This window comes from Novosphingobium sp. LASN5T (assembly GCF_003856955.1).
Taxonomy (GTDB): domain Bacteria; phylum Pseudomonadota; class Alphaproteobacteria; order Sphingomonadales; family Sphingomonadaceae; genus Novosphingobium.
On the sequence record NZ_RQSI01000036.1, the window covers coordinates 1 to 15,963 of the forward strand.

The following is a 15,963-nucleotide window of genomic DNA, read 5'->3' on the forward strand; positions in this document are numbered from 1 at the left end:
TCCCGAAGATCCTGTGAAAGCGTTCGTGCCATCCATGCTGGCCTCCTGACACCAGCAGGAAGTCTGAATCACAACGGCGCCGCGAAGGGAATCCCTGACGAGTCAGTTCGTGTGGAAACCGCTCTAAAACCGCACGCGGCTGCAGCGTATTTCCAAGATTTGCCTTTGTTAGCGAGGGCAATCGCATGCTCCAATTTACGGCGCTCAACGAATTCCCGAACGGCCTCTCCAGTCAAAGACCTAAATACCCGATGAAAGTGAAAAGGCGAAAGGCAAGCGATCGCTGACAACTTTTCCAGTGATATGTGTTCAGCCGGATTTTCATCCACGTAGGATATCGCGCGCGCAATTCGCGCTTCGTATCTCTCGCCGAAAACCCCCCTATCAAGCATGCTATTACCGTTCTTTTGGTTCCTGATTGTGATCGCAACTGCCGATCGGTGCGTCAAACACCCTGACCAAACAAATCTTGCTTAATGTCGCGGATGGGGACGATCCAGATTCCGGTCACCATACATTTCTTGCTATGGCACCGTGGATAGCAAGTCGCGAGGGACGCCTAGATGCGGGTTAGCAGGAAGTGATTGAACGCATCGAATTGCGCCAGCTTCGGTATGCCGTAGTAACTTCGGACGCGCAGAGCTTTTCGCGTGCGGCTGCTACGCTAAATGTGAAACAGATCACATTAAGCAGGAAAGTCCAACAACTGGAGGAACGCCTTGGGGTGAAGCTATTCAAGCGCTCCACACGGGGCGCCGAAATCACCGAAAATGGCCGTCCATTTATCGAGCAGGCTCGCCGCATCGTGACCGATGTCGACAATTTGCGCACAACTGCTCGTAATGTCAGCTACGGTCTGCAGGGGCGGATTGCAGTGGGGTATTGTACACCGTTGCTAGCAGGCAACCTCAGGCTTGCGATTGCAGGCTATCTTACGAAGTTCGCGGACGTTCAATTCGACGGAATCGAGGCGAGTCTCGAGAAACTATTCCACGGGCTGCAATCCCACGCGCTCGATGTCGCGGTCGCGCCAATCGGCTTTGGCGAAGACGGGATCGTGTCGCGGCGCGTCTGGTCCGAACGACTCTTTGCCGTGCTGCCCGACGATCATGCGCTTGCGGAAAAGGAACAGCTTTATTGGCAGGACCTGCGGCGAGAAGTTTTCGTTGTCTCGTCAGTCGGTCTTGGTCCAATATTTGGCAACCTTATCGCGGGACGGCTGACGGAACAGGGCAAGCGCCCCAATATTATCGTACAGGACACGAGCCTGGAAAGCGTGTTGAGCATGGTAGCGGCAAAGCGCTACATCTCGATTGCGACCGAGGCCTCGCAGGGCGTGTCATGGACTGACATCTGCTTTCACGAGATCCACGATCCGACGGGCCCAGCGCGCCTTGAGTATGCCCTGTATTGGCGCAAGAACAATGACAACCCCGCGCTTAGGCGCTTCTTCGAGCTGATTGAGGAACGCTACCCCGGCTGAGCCGCGCGCCGCGCTTTCCCGAAGCTCCGGTCGGTTGCAATGAACCGCTCGATCATCGGCGGGATCAGTCGCTCGGGTGTAGGTGCATCCTTGGTATTTCCGCCGTTCAGCACCGTCGCATAGGCCAGCAGTTCCCTGTGCAATCGCGCCGAGACCTCAACAGTCAGGCGCACGGGCTTCTCGTCGGCCAGATCGGCGAGTTTGAGCCGGGTCATTGCCCGCCTCCAAAAACCAGATCGCGCGTCACCAGCACCCGCACCGGAAATCCGGGCCGGATGGTCAGGGTCGGTCGGACATTGAGTTCGCGCGACACGATCTGCTCACCGGCGCGATTGATGCTGTCCTGCGTGCCGCGGCGGAACGCACGGGTAAGATTGCCGTCGTCGCCCGAACCGAACTCCGAGCCCGCGCCCAGCAGGGTCGAGACCAACGCCGCCTTGAGCACGCCTCCCCAGTGGTAATCGGTGCCGTCCTGCAGACCGGCAAAGCCGCGCGGGTCGGCAGCAGGCTGGCGTTCGAGCACGATCGAGCGGCCATCGGGCAGGATCAGCCGGTTCCAGGCGAGCAGGATTCGGCTCTGCCCGAAGGCGACATCGGCGTCATAGTCGCCGATCAGCCGCGATCCTTGCGGGATGAGCAATATGCGACCCGTCGGGCTGTCATAGACATTTTGGGTGACCTGCGCGGTCACCAGGCCAGGCAGGTCGGAGCGGATGCCGGTAATCAGTGCGGCCGGAATGACCGAGCCTGCCTGCAGGATCGAAGGTGAGGCCAGCCCGGTCAGCCGCTCGGCCGACACCGTGCGCCGGTCGCTGGCCCGTTCCAGAAATGCCTGTTTGCGGCCTGCTTCGGTCAGAGGCGCGGCAGAGGGCGCAGCAGCTCCACCATCGGCAGCTGGCTGAAGCCCTGCCAACCCTGTCGCACCACCGCTCGCTGGCGATCCCCCGCCGAAGAACAGGCGACTGCCACGTGCGGCCTCGCGTTCCTGTTCGGCGCGCTGGCGGGCAACATCGGCGGCAGTGGCCGCAGGATTGATTGGAGGCGCAGGCGCCTGCGCGCCGATCGGCGGCAATTGAGCCACATCGCCGCGACGCTGCGCATCGAGGATCGGCTTGCCAAGATCACCGGGTAGTGGCGGGCCGAGCTTTGGGACCTGGCCGTAATCCTTGGGTGCGCCCGCGAGGTTGTCGGCTACCGCAGCGCCATCGGTGTTGTAGAGCTCTTCCGCCCCCTTCTGGCCAGCAGGCTGGAGCGCGTAGATCAGCGCGCCGCCTACAGCCGCGAAACCGCAAGCCGACGCGATGCCGATGGCTTTGCGCGACAGGCGCATGACGCGCGGGGGATCGCCGCGCAGCTTGACCGCGCTTTCAGGATCGGCGGGCGGCACCTCAGGGCGTCCGTCCTGTTCCCCGCTGTTCATGCCCGCCCCCGCCGGTTGGAGACGATCCGCACCGTCTGCTGGCCCTTGCGTCCGCCGAGCCGCAACTCGGCGCGGGCGAACAGCCGGTCGACAATCATGTAGCGACCGGAGACGCGGTAATTGACCAGCTCGGCTTCGTCCTTGGCGCCGATCACGAACAGCGGTGGCAATTCGCCCTGGGCGATGCTCTCGGGGAACTCGACGAACACCCGCACGCCGTCGTCGAAGGCAAGCAATGGCCGCCACTCGGGCCGGTCGCCCTCGATCGCATAGTGGAAATTGAGCAGCGACAAGTCCATGCCTGCCGCCACCGGTGCCGCGCGTTCGGCTTCGGCGCGCGCCTGTCGCAGCGCGATCAACTGGTCCTGCGGGTAGGTCCAGGAGACCGAAGCCATGTAGACCGACGGGTTGGCGCGCAGTTCGAGATGGTAGGTCCGCCGATCGGTATTGATCACCAGGTTGGTGGCGATGTCGGGCCGGATCGGCTTGACCAGGATATGAACCCGGGCGGCGGGGCCGATCCCGCTCACCGTATCGCCGATCATCCAGCGCACGGTGTCGCCGGCGGCGACCGGACCGGAGCCGACCAGTTGCTCGCCTTCCTGCAGCGCGATGTCGGTGACTTGACCGGGCTTTGCATAGATCTGGTAGAGCGCGCCTTCGGTGAAGGGGAAGACCTGGATCGCGTTGATGAACCCGGTGCGCTCGGGCTGAATTCTTGCGGCTTCCATCGCCGCTCCCACCCTGTCCTGCAGAGTGGGGCGACTCTGGGACGGGCGGGAGCGGCCCGCAGCGTGGGGAGGGAGGCGCTGCGGAAACGCTTTGAGCTGACCGGGGAGCGGGAGCGGCACAGGGATCGCCACGACCGCTGGTTCCGAATGTGGTGCCTGCGCTACCTCGTTGGGGATCGCAGGCGCAGCAGACTGGTGCGTTTTCTGTTCCTGGGCCTGCGTAGGGAAAGCAAGCGCCGAGCTTGCGGCAAGTACGGCGGCGGCGACGCGGCGGTTCGTCGCAAAAAATGTGCTGATCATGATCCGAGTTCCTTCGACCAGTTGATGGCGTTGACGAAAATGCCGAGCGGGTTCTTGCGCAGGGCATCGGGGGTGCGTGGGGTCTGGACGACGATGGTCAGGATCGCAGTCCAGCGACTGGTTTCGGCGAGGCTGCCGTCGCGGTAGCGGCGCTCGACCCAGGCGACGCGAAAGCTTGTCGGCGAGGCACGGATCACGCTGGTGACATCGACCCCGATCTGTTCGCGCCCGATCAGGGCGAACGGATCGTTGGTCCGGGCATAATCGTTGAGCGCCAGCGCGCCCTTGTCGGTGGCGAAGTCATAGGCGCGCAGCCAGTTCTGCCGCACCACGATCGGATCGACGGGCACGGCGCGGACCTGCTCAATGAACCGGGCGAGGTGGAACGCGATCTGTGGGTCCGAAGGCATAAACCCGGCATCTGCGGGCGCAACGGCCTGGGCTTCGCCGAGCTTGTCGACCTGGACGACCCACGGGATGATCGACCCTCGCGCGCCCTGCCAGATGATCCCGGCGGTGAGGCAGGTCGAGAGCCCGAGCGCGCCGAAGAAGGCGAGGCGCCAGCTGCGCGCTTGGACACGGGCCGAGCCGATCCGGTCATCCCAGACCTGCGCCGCGCGCTGATAGGGCGTTTCGGGTTCGGGGGTCTTGCCATAGCGGATCGAGGGGCGTCGGAACATAGGTCAGTCCTTTTCGGAAGTGTCGATGGAAGCCCCGCCGCCATGGCTGTCGCCGGACTTGAGGGTGTGGGCAGCGATCGTCGCGCCGTGAGCCAGGGCCTGCCGGTCCTTCATCGCCTTGGCCCAGGCGGGCAGGCCCTGGTCGGGATCGGATGGCGGCGTGGGTGGTGTGCTGGGGCCGGGCGTAATCGTGCCGCCGGTATTGGTGATCGCAGCCCGACTGCCATCGCGGAACGATTGGCGCATAGAGTCGCCCGCTTTACGCAGTGGCGAAGTCGCGGCGCCGACGGCGGCATCGCCGACCGCGGCCATGCCGGAGCCAACTGCAGTTGCACCCGACTTGCCCGCAGAGCCCAGAGCATAGGCCATGGTCGCACCACCTGCGGCCCGCGATGTGCCGTGGGCGACATTGGATGCAGCCGATGCGACCGCGCCGCCTGCCATGCGGGCACCCGCAACCGCGCCGGCGGCGGCACCGCCCGCGAGGAGCGCGGTTCCAGCAGCGGCACCTGCGCCAAGCTGGGGTCCGCCCGAGACGATGCCATTGGCAATGCCGGGACCGAAGATGCCGAGTCCGAGCAGCGCCAGGCTGGCCAGCACCACCGAAAGCGCGTCCTCGATGGTGGGTTCAGGCCCGATCGCGCTGGTGAACTCGGTGAATATGGTCGAGCCGATGCCGACTATCACCGTCAGCACCAGCACCTTGATGCCACTGGAAACGACATTGCCGAGCACGCGTTCGGCCATGAAGGCGGTCTTACCGAACAGGCCGAACGGGATGAGGACGAATCCGCAGAGCGTCGTCAGCTTGAACTCGATCAGGGTCACGAACAGCTGGATCGCCAGAATGAAGAAGGCGATGATGACGATAGCCCAGGCGAGCAGCAGGATCACGATCTGGAGGAAGTTCTCGAAGAAGCTGACGAACCCCATCAGGTCGGAGATCGCTTCGATCATCGGCTGCGCGGCATCGAGGCCGACCTGCGCAACCCGGCCCGGTTGCAGCAGCTCGGCCGCGGTGAACCCGGTGCCGCTCGCTTTGAGGCCGAGCCCGGCGAAGCTTTCGAAGACGATCCGGGCGAGATTGTTCCAGTTGCCGATGATGTAAGCGAAAGCCCCGACGAATAGGGTCTTCTTGACGAGGCGAGCGATGATGTCCTCGTTCTCGCCCCACGACCAGAACAGCGCGGCCAGCGTCACATCGATCACGATCAGCGTGGTCGCGATGAACGCGACTTCGCCGTGGAGCAGGCCGAACCCGCTGTCGATGTAGCGCGAGAAGATGTCGAGGAAGCGATCGACGACGCCGGTGCCACCCATGTCACTGGCCCTTTGCTGGCTGGGGTTTGGGAAGCGGAGAGGAGCCCGGCGGCGGTATTGCGGCTCCGCCGGCTGTGCGCCCGGCACCGAGGAACCGCCGCCGCTTCTCGGCCCAGGCCGCGCGGCAATCGGGCGAGGACAGCGCCAGCTCGCCCATGTTCGCGCAGGCGCGGAGCTGTGCGGGGAGCGGATCGCCATCGGGCTCCGCGACGATGATGGTTTGGGACTGCGGAGCCTTGGGCTCATCGTGCAGTTGGAGCGCGGTCATGATCAGGACCACGGCGAAGAAAGCCCCGGCTCCGATCCGCGCGATGAGCTTGGTGTCCATCGGCTCAGTTCCGGAACATCTGGACCGAGGTGGCGACATAGCCCCGGCCCGGCGTCAGAAAACGGCGGAGCTGCTCGCGGGCCTGGGCCTTGGCCGCCGCGCTACTCGCCGCGTCCAGCGTCTGCGCCCGGCCGAGCGCGGTGACGCTGGCGATAAGGTCCGCGAGCTGCTGCGACTGCACCGCGAGGAGCTGATTGCCGGCCTGGGCCGCCTGCAGCGCGCCGGTCGCCGATTGGCTCGCGGTGACGAGATCGTTGACCGCATTTCGCGTGCCCGCGATGTTGGCGACCGCGCCGGCCTGCACCTTGAGCGCGTCCTCGAAGGCGGCAACGCTGGTCTGCCAGCGGCTTTCCGCGCCTTCGACCAGCGTGCGCTGCGGCGCGGACAGGTCGATCGACTTGTACTGCTGCGCGAACTGGGTCTGAATCTGCTGGACGTTGTAGGCCATGCGCTGCGCCTGGCCGAGCAGTTGCTGGGTCTGCTGGATCTGTTGCTGAAGCGGCGCCAGCACGCTGGTCGGCAGGCTCGCGAGATTGCGCGCCTCGTTGATCAGCGAGGTCGCCTGGTTCTGAATCTGGCGGATCTGGTTGTTGATCTGCTCGAGCGTGCGCGCGGCGGTAAGCACGTTCTGCACGTAGTTGGTGGGGTCATAAACAATCCCCCCGAACTGGGCATAGGCAGGCGCGGGCGCGAGCGCGGTCACCGACAGCGACAGGATCGCGGCACCGGCGGCGAGCGCATTGCGGATGGGACGGATCTTCATGGGATTACTCCTTGGGTTGGCCCGACGGGGTTTGGGGGTCTCGGGCTGGGGGGATGGCGGGGCTGCTGGGCAGCATGTCGGCGGCCCAGACGAGGCCGCGATGACGCAGCCAGCGGCCAGCAAACTCGGCCGTGCCGTGGGCTTCGGTCAGTTCGCCGATCGTCAGCTGGTTGGTCTTCGACGAGGTGGCGGTGAACGCGAGCGCCACTTCACCCAGACCCAGTTCGAACAGGCGGTTGCCGCGCGCCGACTGACAGTAATAGTCGCGCTTGGGCGTCGCCCGCGCGACGATCTCGATCTGTCGGTCATTGAGGCCGAAGCGGCGGTAGATCGACAGGATCTGCGGTTCGACCGCGCGTTCATTGGGCAGGAAGATGCGGGTCGGGCAGCTTTCGATGATGGCGGGCGCGATCGCGCTGCTTTCGATGTCGGCGAGGCTCTGGGTCGCGAAGACCACGCTCGCGTTCTTTTTGCGCAGGGTTTTCAGCCATTCGCGGAGCTGCGCGGCGAAAGCCGGGCTGTCTAGCACCAGCCAGCCCTCGTCGATGATGATCATCGTCGGCGAGCCGTCGAGTCGGCCTTCGATGCGGTGGAACAGATAAGATAGCACGGCCGGCGCCGCGGCCGATCCGGTCAGCCCCTCGGTTTCGAAGGCCTGGAAGCTCGCCCGCCCAAGATGTTCGGCCTCGGCATCGAGCAACCGTCCGAACGGCCCGCCGATGCAATAGGGCGCGAGCGCCTGCTTCAAGGCCTGCGACTGGAGCAGCACGGCGAGCCCGGTCAACGTGCGCTCTGTCACCGGAGCAGTAGCGAGCGAGGTCAGCGCCGACCACAGATGTTCCTTGGTGACCGGATCGACGGTGACGCCCTCGGACGCCAGGATCGCTTGCAACCACTCGGCCGCCCAGTTGCGCTCGGCCGCCTCGTCGATCCGCGCCAGCGGTTGTAGCATGACCGCCCCGGCGCCGTCGTCGGACAGACTGGTTCCGAGATCCTGCCAGTCGCCACAGCAGGCCAGAGCCGCTGCCCTGATCGAGCCGCCAAAATCAAAGGCGAAGACCTGCGCACGTTCGTAGCGGCGGAACTGCAGTGCCATCAGCGCGAGCAGCACCGACTTGCCCGCACCGGTAGGGCCGACGATCAGTGTATGGCCGACATCGCCGACATGGAGCGAAAAGCGGAATGGGGTCGAACCCTCGGTGCGCGCGTAGAACAGCGGGGGCGCGCGGAAATGCTCATCCCATTCCGGCCCGGCCCAAACCGCGGATAACGGGATCATGTGCGCGAGATTGAGCGTCGAGATCGGGGGCTGGCGGACATTGGCGTAGAGGTGTCCGGGGAGCGAGCCGAGCCAGGCCTCGACACCGTTCATGCCCTCGACGATCACCGTGAAATCGCGGCCCTGGATCACCTTTTCGACCAGGCGGAGCTTTTCGGCGGCGAGCGCGGGATTCTCGTCCCAGACCGTGACGGTCGCGGTGACATAGGCTTGCCCCACATGATCGGCACCGAGTTCCTGCAGCGCGGCGTCGGCATCCTCGGCCTTGTTCGCGGCATCGCTGTCGACCAGTACCGAAGCCTCGTTGGTCATCACCTCCTTCAGGATCGCGGCGACCGATTTGCGCTTGGCGAACCATTGCCGCCGGATCTTGCCGAGCAGTTTGGCCGCATCCGACTTGTCGAGCATCACCGCGCGGGTCGACCAGCGATAGGCGAAGGCGAGCCGGTTGAGTTCGTCGAGCAGCCCAGGAAATGTCGCGCTCGGAAATCCCACCACCGTCAGCGTGCGCAGATGGGCGCGGCCCAACTGCGGTTCGAGCCCACCGGTGAGCGGCTCGTCGGCGAGCAGGCTATCCAGGTGCATCGGGGTTTCGGGAACGCGAACGCGGTGACTGCGTGTCGAGATGCAGCCGTGCAGGTAGGTCAGCGTCTCGCTGTCATCGAGCCACGCGACCTCGGGCACGAAGCCTTCGATCAGCCGCAGCAGCCGGTCGGTGCGGTCGGTGAACTGGTCGAGCAGTTCCCTGGGATTGATGCCCTTTTCGGTCATGCCCTCGTAGAACCAGCTTTCGGCGCGGGCGGCATCCTCGGCGGGCGGCATCCAGCACAGCGTCAGGAAATAGCCGCTTTCGAAATGCGCGCCTTCCTCGGCAAACTGCGCATGGCGCTCGCTGTCGATCATCAACGAGACGGGATCGGGAAAGCTGCTGTCGGGGTAGTCCTGCGCCGGACGCCGCACCGCCTCGACGAAGATCGCCCAGCCCGAGCCGAGGCGGCGCAGGGCAGAATTGAGCCGGGCGGTCGTCGCGATCAGTTCGGCCGGGGTTGCGCTGTCGAGGTCGGGACCGCGAAACCGGGCCGAACGCTGGAAGCTGCCATCCTTGTTGAGCACCACGCCCGGCGCGATCAGCGCCGCCCAGGGCAGGAAGTCGGCGAGCCGGTCGGCCCTGTTCCTGTATTCGCGAAGCGAGAACATGGGCTCAGACCCTCAGGTAGGTGGGGAAGCGCAGATGCCGCCGCGCGACATCGACGAACTGGGGATCGCGCCGCGCCGCCCAGACCGAGACCATGTGGCCGAGCGCAAAGATCACCACGCCGGCGATCCACAGGCGCAGGCCCAGCCCGATCGCGGCGGCCAGCGTCGCATTGGCGATCGCGAGGCCGCGCGGTGCGCCGCCGAGCAGGATATGCTCGGTCAACGCACGGTGGACGGGCACCACGTAACCCGGCACGGCTTCGGGCGGTGCGGTCTCCATCAGACCAGCGCTCCGCCGCCGAACGAGAAGAACGACAGGAAGAAGGACGAGGCGGCAAAGGCAATCGACAGACCGAACACGATCTGGATCATCCGGCGCGCGCCGCCCGACGTGTCGCCGAACGCGAGCGCGAGGCCGGTGGCGATGATGATCATGACCGCGACGATCTTGGCCACCGGACCCTGGATGGATTCGAGGATCGACTGGAGCGGGGTTTCCCACGGCATCGACGAACCCGCGGCATGGGCTGGAGTGGCGATGCTGAGGGCAACGAAACCGCCGAGCATGGCGGCGGACAGGCGGGCACGGGCGCGTGAAATGGTCTGGATCACGAAGAAACTCCTTTGGCTTGGGGGGTGATGGGGAGGATGTGGTAGTCGCCTTGGCTATCGAGCCCGGTGACTTCGGCGAGTTCGGCAAGGCGGCGCCCAGTGCCTTCGCGGACCAGCACGGCAATGACGTCGATGGTTTCGGCAATCAGCGCGCGCGGCACGGTGACCACGCTCTCCTGGATCAGTTGTTCAAGCCGCCGCAGCGTGCCGAGCGCCGAGCCGGCATGAATTGTCCCGACGCCGCCGGGATGTCCGGTGCCCCATGCTTTGAGCAGATCGAGCGCTTCAGCGCCGCGCACTTCACCGATGGGGATGCGGTCAGGTCGCAAACGTAGTGCCGAGCGGACCAGGTCTGAGAGGGTGGCAACACCGTCCTTGGTGCGGAGTGACACCAGGTTGGGCGCGGCGCATTGCAGTTCGCGCGTGTCCTCGATCAGAACCACCCGATCGTCGGTTTTGGCGACCTCGGCGAGCAGCGCATTGGTAAGTGTGGTCTTGCCGGTCGATGTGCCGCCTGCGATCAGGATGTTTTTGCGGGCAGCAACGGCGGCAATTAGCGCCTCCGCTTGCCACGCGCCCATGATTTCCCCCGCGACATAATCCGCGAGTGTGAACACTGCGACGGCGGGCTTGCGAATAGCAAAACTTGGTGCGGCCACGACCGGAGGCAGCAGCCCCTCGAAGCGCTCCCCCGTATCGGGAAGCTCCGCCGAAACGCGCGGTGCCTTGGCATGGACCTCGGCCCCAACATGGTGCGCCACCAGCCGGATGATCCGCTCGCCATCGGCGGCGGACATCCCGCTACCCGTATCGGCAATCCCGGCTCGCAGACGGTCGATCCACAGCCGCCCGTCGGGATTGAGCATGACCTCAATGACCGAGGCATCTTCAAGCCAGGCTGCAATCTCCGGCCCGAGCGCGGTGCGCAGCATGCGCGCGCCGCGCGACGATGCTTGCGATTGGATCGGGATGACGCTCATGAATTGCCTCGTTTCTGCGAGGCAGATCAAAAAGGCATCAGAATGTTGGAAGGCAACAGGTTGTTGCGGTCGGCGTAGGCTGGCGCAACGTGAGAAAGCGGCGGCAGGATGGCTACGCTCAAAGCCAGCTGGGCCACCTCAGTAATTTACAGCGTTTGCAAGGGAGCGAACGTCACAAGGTCAGGGCTGATACCGAATCGTGCAAAGTTTTCCTGCTCTCTGCTCGGGTCCGTATAGTAGCTTACGGACCAGCGGGTGGACGGCGACACGCGCTCGATGATTGCAGTAAAATAAGGGGTGTCGACGTCGGACAGGGAATGGCCGAGGACGACGACTTCCTCGATGCAGCCAAGCGCGTCGAAGACAGAGTTGTATCGCTCAATGATTGTGGCTGTCGGCTTGAATGTGTCGGCGAAATACTGGTCGATCAAACGATAACCGCCCGCGACGCGAACGTCTGTATCCTCATCAATTTTCGGTGACAGTTTCTCCTCAGGAAGACGCTGCCAGCCATGGCCGAGGATGATCTGGTCGTTAGGACAACTTGCGCTACCATGGATGTGAAGAACATTCGGCTCGGGCACGCCATACAGACGCTGAAGAGTAGGCGTGTAGTTGAAGTTGATGAAACGACTGAGCGGATCGATGCTCCGGACCTGGACAAATGTTCCTGGTGCTGGGATTGGCAGGCCGCGAATCCAGTCGGCGAAGTGCCGACGAAGAGTTTCCGATAGGCCGCCGACGATCTGCTGGATCTCATACTCATAATCATGGTGGTAGGCGTCGCTCCATTCTTCGGCAGCGTAAGATACCAGAAACTGTTCGGCATGATCGATGACCTGATCCTCGTCGAACGTCGCCAGCCGCTCCTCAAAGAAGTTCCAGAAATCCTCGTCGAAGGCGAGATACTCTTTGATCATATTGAAGCAGGTCATGTCGATCCTTTCGACATAGCTGCCGAAGCTGAAGTAGCTCGACGGTATGCCGTGGTGCAGGTCGAAGCCATTGCCGATCACATATAGACGTTCCATTTTTATGATCTCCGATCATCGAATTATTCGGTAGCCCTCAGATTAGCAGGGCCACAAGACATATTCAGACTGCCTGCTTCAACAGTGAAACTTGATTCCTTGGGCGAGTTTCTATTCAGACTCATGGCCTACCTTCAAATTGTCGGCAGAGTGCCCATATCCAGCTCCCGAAGATCGTGGCAGTCGGGCAAGAACGGCCAGGAGGGAGAGGAATCGAACATGGCGGACGGCCTGGAGGAACCAATGGTGATCGACGCGCGGCAACTGGAAAGAATCCAGCATGTGCACCGCGGGTTTCTGTATCAGCATCTGTACGTGGCTGAATGCCTGCTTCGTGCGCCGGGCACCGACACCTTGCGAGTTGTTGTCGAGCGTGACGAGGATGTCGAGGTCGTGGGTCCGGATGGTCGCGTGTATATTCAGGTCAAGACCCGGGGAGAGACGCTTCAACCTGCCGATGTCGTCGATGCTCTGGCGCGCTTCGACGACATTCGCCGCGAGCACGTGGCGGGTACTCGTCAAGGCACGGCGAGCTTCTTGATTGCCTGCAACGTGCCGCCATCACCGAAACTGACCAAGATGCGCGGAGCAGGCGACTGGCCTGCCGACGTCGAGCTGAACTGGCCGGCAGGCCCCGACCCAAAGCCCGGTATCCCTCGACCGGCTGCAAGTGTTGCCGATGCCGTGGGTGCCTGTGTTGCGATAGCGGAGACCCTTCCGTTCGCGATCCTGCGACCGGACACACTTACCTGGAAGCTGGCTGGCGAGGTAGTTCTGGCCTCGAGCGGATCGCCGCCACGTGAGGACCATTCCTTCGCTAGCGATGAACTTCCTGCGCTGTTCGAGCAGCTCGTCGTGAAAATGCAGGACATACCGGCACCACCGCTGGTCTATCGTTCGCAGATCGACGAGCCGCCGCTGCTGACCGAAGACCGGGTTCGCATTCTCTGCGGCCTTTCTGGCGCGGGCAAGACAGCGTGGGTAGCGGAGGCCGCAGTGCACTCGCCGGCCGCAATCACCTACATCGATGTTGCCGACATCCCGGGCACGGCCCTCCCGGCAACCGTCGCACGCGAGGTCGCCGCGCGGATGTTCGGTCGTACCCGTGGCGGGCTTGGCGAAATTCTGCTCCCAGGCGCCTCACCTCTTGAGACGCTTGGAGCACTAAGTGTACGCCTCGGGCAAGGCGACCTGCTTGTGCATGTCGTTCTCGACAATATGCATACGCTGCCCGCCGTCGATGTTCGAGCACTGGTCGACCGTGCACCGAATATTCGATTTCTTCTGATCTGTCAGTCCGGGGTGACAGTCACAGAGCTGGAGACGTTGCTCGAAATTAAAACGGAGACGCTGGGCGGCTGGAACGAGGACACCATCGCCGCTGCAATCACAGACGCGAGTTGCCATGCTGACTATCCCGCATGTGAACGGCTGTCGCGGCTAACCGGTGCGCTGCCCTTTTATGTCTTGAATGCGGCCTTGATTGCCGCGCGCGAGTATGATGGCTCGATCGCCGCGCTGTGCGCCGAGATCGAGACGCAGACGCACGCGGTTTCTGTCGCCCAAGAACTCATTCTCAAGCGCGCATTCGATGGACTTTCCGCCGAGCAGGCCGAAACGATCGGTGTGCTCAGTCTTTCCGATGTCGCGCTCGCGCGTGACGACGCCATCGCGCTGATCGAGAAATCGCTGGGTCTTGGAAAGCGCGAGGCCATGGCCCGGATGCGCTCACTTCCCCAATCCGGCATGCTGGAGCTGTTCGGAAACGCCGGCGTGAAAATTCATGACGCAGTCAGGATCCTTGGCTGTGCCTATGTCGCCGAACGCGGCGCCGATTTCGCACGCTCGTCGCAGCAGGCTCTGCTCGATCTTATGGTGGGCTCTATCCGGCGGGACTGGAGCGTCGGCAAGCTCGGTCTGCTCATCCGACTCTTCGGCAACCTCGGCCAAGCAGATGTTCTGGTACAGTTCGCGACCGATGAACTGTTCCACGAAATGGGCGTATGGCCCGAAATCGAACCGATCATGGCCGCCGTGGCTGCGGACGCGAGTGAGAATCCAGAGACGCGATTGTGGGCGCTCGACGGCCTTGTCTTCAACGATCTGCGTGAGGGCGATCTCGGGGCGGCCCTGCCGCGACTCGAAAGAATGAAAGCACTGCTCGATACGGAGAAACTCAGTGCGACCGAATGGCTCGCATGGGCCATGAAGCGCATGCTCGCGCTCACCGATACCGGCGATGTCGCAGGTGTGCTCGACATGAGCAGGCAGGTCGAAGCGCAACTCCCTGACAGCCCTGAACACCGCCGCATCTTCCGCTACAACCGAGCCCTTGCGCTTTTCAAGCTCGGTCAGAACGCGTTGGCGGCGAGCGAAGTCGAGCCGCTGATCGAGGAATACTACAGGGTACTGGGTCTGACGCCAGACGATGTGCTCGGGCGCAACGCATCCGAACTGCGCCCGCTGCTTCCCAAAGGGCGCGACTTGACGGACGATCTCAAACATCTCGCCGACACACTCGATCTTTACGCCCAGTCGCGAGGTCGCGACGGTAACTTCACGGGCCTTGCCCGAATACACTCGATGAAGTTCTACGATCTTGCCCGAGCCCCACAATCGCTGGTCCGGGTCGGCCAGGATCTGGTCGACGATTTCGTTTCCCGCAATGATTTCATCGGCGCGAGGGACGTTCTCGAGAGAAACCTGTTTCCCACAATTCAGGCCCTCGGCCTTGTCTCATGGGTGGTGCCGGTTCGCGCCCAGTATGCTGTCGTACTCGCATATTGCGGGGATCACGCCGCCGCTGCCGCCGAGATGGAGCGGCTGCGTCCTTACGAGGCAGGGCTCAGCCCCGCGCAGCAAGGTGAACTGCGCGGTCAACGCAGACTCGTCGAGCGCCTCAGGCGGGTTGGTGGTCCTCCTCAGGCACAAATATCAGTGCCTCCCGCAGTGCAGGCGATGTTTGATGCGCGGCGGGGTCAGGCCCCGGTTGTGCAAAGGAAGATTGGTAGAAATGAACGGTGCCCGTGCGGCTCCACCAAGAAATACAAGCATTGCCACGGCCGCTGATGCCAGCTCATTGTCACTATGGCCGCACAATAGTCAGTAAGCCACTTAATCCCTACATTTCGATCCAGATGTGGTCGATCCGGATGCCCAGGAGGCCGTTGCGCCGCGCATGATCGGACCTCAGTGAGGCCATTCTTGCGGCCGTATTGTGCTCGACGATGGCGAGCTTGTCAGCGACCGACCAGCCTTCGATGGAATCTCCTTGCAACCCGTCAATCCATTCGTCGATCTGAACGGCCCAAGCAGGGATGTCGCGAGCCTGCACATAGCCGATCATGGCGGCCCGATCATGGCTTGAGGCATGATGACCTGCCTTGAACCGTTGAACGCCGCCTGTGGTGCTGAAACGACTGTAAAGATATTCGCGTTCGTCGCGTGCGGTTCCGGTCGGCGTCGGCAGCCTTTTGCATTCGATCGGAAGAAGTGTCTGATACTCCGTGTATTCACGGCCTTCGATCCAGATAACCGAGCCGCTCGGCGCTACCACGAGATCTATCGATCGCCGGCTATCCGTGTCGTCCGGCTCTTCCCGCTTGAACTGGAGAAAATCCCAACCTGGTGCATGGCGGCTTGCGCTTGTGAGGCGTGCGCAAAGCTGGGCGGTCAGGGCAGTCTCGCCGGTTTGCGCAGGCCTGATGGGATCGTCTCGCCAGCCAGGGAGAACGCCGCTGATGAAACCGACAAGGGACGAGATCCATTCGCCGGGGAGGTGAACATCGCTGTCGAGCGATCCAGCTTGTGCCCGGCGATCGCCGTCGTCGGCCAGCACG

The 15,963-nt window shown here is 63.3% G+C and carries 16 protein-coding genes; 2 read left to right on the forward strand and 14 right to left on the reverse strand.

Going from position 1 to position 15,963, the window contains the following annotated elements; genetic code table 11:
- Nucleotides 1–68: 68 nt before the first annotated feature.
- Nucleotides 69–392, reverse strand: coding sequence for a helix-turn-helix domain-containing protein (locus tag EH199_RS25100; protein WP_124810674.1), 324 nt, complete (start codon nt 390–392; stop codon nt 69–71).
- A gap of 188 nt (nt 393–580) precedes the next feature.
- On the opposite strand from EH199_RS25100, the gene EH199_RS18535 reads away from it, so the two are divergent.
- Nucleotides 581–1,483: a LysR family transcriptional regulator gene (locus EH199_RS18535; RefSeq protein ID WP_223806762.1), complete on the forward strand. Its 903-nt coding sequence runs from the start codon at nt 581–583 to the stop codon at nt 1,481–1,483.
- On the opposite strand, the gene EH199_RS18540 is transcribed toward EH199_RS18535, so the two are convergent.
- From EH199_RS18540 to EH199_RS18595, 12 genes are all read right to left on the reverse strand, one after another.
- Nucleotides 1,471–1,698 (reverse strand): DUF2274 domain-containing protein, encoded by a 228-nt coding sequence (locus tag EH199_RS18540; protein ID WP_124810675.1) that lies wholly within the window; start codon nt 1,696–1,698, stop codon nt 1,471–1,473. The genes EH199_RS18535 and EH199_RS18540 overlap by 13 nt on opposite strands.
- Nucleotides 1,695–2,903: a TrbI/VirB10 family protein gene (locus tag EH199_RS18545; protein WP_124810676.1), complete on the reverse strand. Its 1,209-nt coding sequence runs from the start codon at nt 2,901–2,903 to the stop codon at nt 1,695–1,697. The genes EH199_RS18540 and EH199_RS18545 overlap by 4 nt, the downstream gene beginning before the upstream one ends.
- Entirely contained in the window at nt 2,900–3,934 is a 1,035-nt protein-coding gene (gene trbG / locus EH199_RS18550) for a P-type conjugative transfer protein TrbG (protein WP_124810677.1), read from the reverse strand. The genes EH199_RS18545 and trbG overlap by 4 nt, the downstream gene beginning before the upstream one ends.
- Nucleotides 3,931–4,614 carry a conjugal transfer protein TrbF gene (trbF, locus tag EH199_RS18555; protein ID WP_124810678.1) on the reverse strand — a complete coding sequence of 228 codons (684 nt, stop codon included), beginning with the start codon at nt 4,612–4,614 and terminating at the stop codon, nt 3,931–3,933. The genes trbG and trbF overlap by 4 nt, the downstream gene beginning before the upstream one ends.
- A gap of 3 nt (nt 4,615–4,617) precedes the next feature.
- Nucleotides 4,618–5,934, reverse strand: coding sequence for a P-type conjugative transfer protein TrbL (gene trbL, locus EH199_RS18560; protein ID WP_124810679.1), 1,317 nt, complete (start codon nt 5,932–5,934; stop codon nt 4,618–4,620).
- Between the two features lies 1 nt (nt 5,935).
- On the reverse strand, nt 5,936–6,262 hold the full coding sequence (gene trbK-alt / locus EH199_RS18565) for a putative entry exclusion protein TrbK-alt (protein ID WP_124810680.1): 327 nt from the start codon (nt 6,260–6,262) through the stop codon (nt 5,936–5,938).
- Nucleotides 6,263–6,266: 4 nt separating this feature from the next.
- Complete coding sequence (gene trbJ, locus EH199_RS18570) at nt 6,267–7,025, reverse strand: P-type conjugative transfer protein TrbJ (RefSeq protein ID WP_124810681.1); 759 nt, start codon at nt 7,023–7,025, stop codon at nt 6,267–6,269.
- A 4-nt stretch (nt 7,026–7,029) separates the two neighbouring features.
- A complete protein-coding gene (gene trbE, locus EH199_RS18575) occupies nt 7,030–9,501 on the reverse strand; it encodes a conjugal transfer protein TrbE (RefSeq protein WP_124810682.1) in 2,472 nt (823 codons plus the stop codon).
- Nucleotides 9,502–9,505: 4 nt separating this feature from the next.
- On the reverse strand, nt 9,506–9,781 hold the full coding sequence (locus EH199_RS18580) for a VirB3 family type IV secretion system protein (RefSeq protein WP_124810683.1): 276 nt from the start codon (nt 9,779–9,781) through the stop codon (nt 9,506–9,508).
- A complete protein-coding gene (locus tag EH199_RS18585; protein ID WP_370449700.1) occupies nt 9,781–10,101 on the reverse strand; it encodes a TrbC/VirB2 family protein in 321 nt (106 codons plus the stop codon). The genes EH199_RS18580 and EH199_RS18585 overlap by 1 nt, the downstream gene beginning before the upstream one ends.
- An 8-nt stretch (nt 10,102–10,109) precedes the next feature.
- Nucleotides 10,110–11,093 carry a P-type conjugative transfer ATPase TrbB gene (gene trbB / locus EH199_RS18590; RefSeq protein WP_124810685.1) on the reverse strand — a complete coding sequence of 328 codons (984 nt, stop codon included), beginning with the start codon at nt 11,091–11,093 and terminating at the stop codon, nt 10,110–10,112.
- Nucleotides 11,094–11,239: 146 nt separating this feature from the next.
- Complete coding sequence (locus tag EH199_RS18595; protein ID WP_124810686.1) at nt 11,240–12,124, reverse strand: bacteriophage abortive infection AbiH family protein; 885 nt, start codon at nt 12,122–12,124, stop codon at nt 11,240–11,242.
- Nucleotides 12,125–12,343: 219 nt separating this feature from the next.
- On the opposite strand from EH199_RS18595, the gene EH199_RS18600 reads away from it, so the two are divergent.
- The gene (locus tag EH199_RS18600) at nt 12,344–15,193 is read left to right on the forward strand and encodes a YecA family protein (RefSeq protein WP_223806763.1); all 2,850 of its coding nucleotides are present in this window, start codon (nt 12,344–12,346) and stop codon (nt 15,191–15,193) included.
- A 52-nt stretch (nt 15,194–15,245) separates the two neighbouring features.
- Here the strand turns inward: EH199_RS18600 and EH199_RS18605 are convergent, their stop codons facing one another.
- Entirely contained in the window at nt 15,246–15,962 is a 717-nt protein-coding gene (locus EH199_RS18605; RefSeq protein ID WP_124810687.1) for a hypothetical protein, read from the reverse strand.
- Nucleotide 15,963 lies beyond the last annotated feature (1 nt).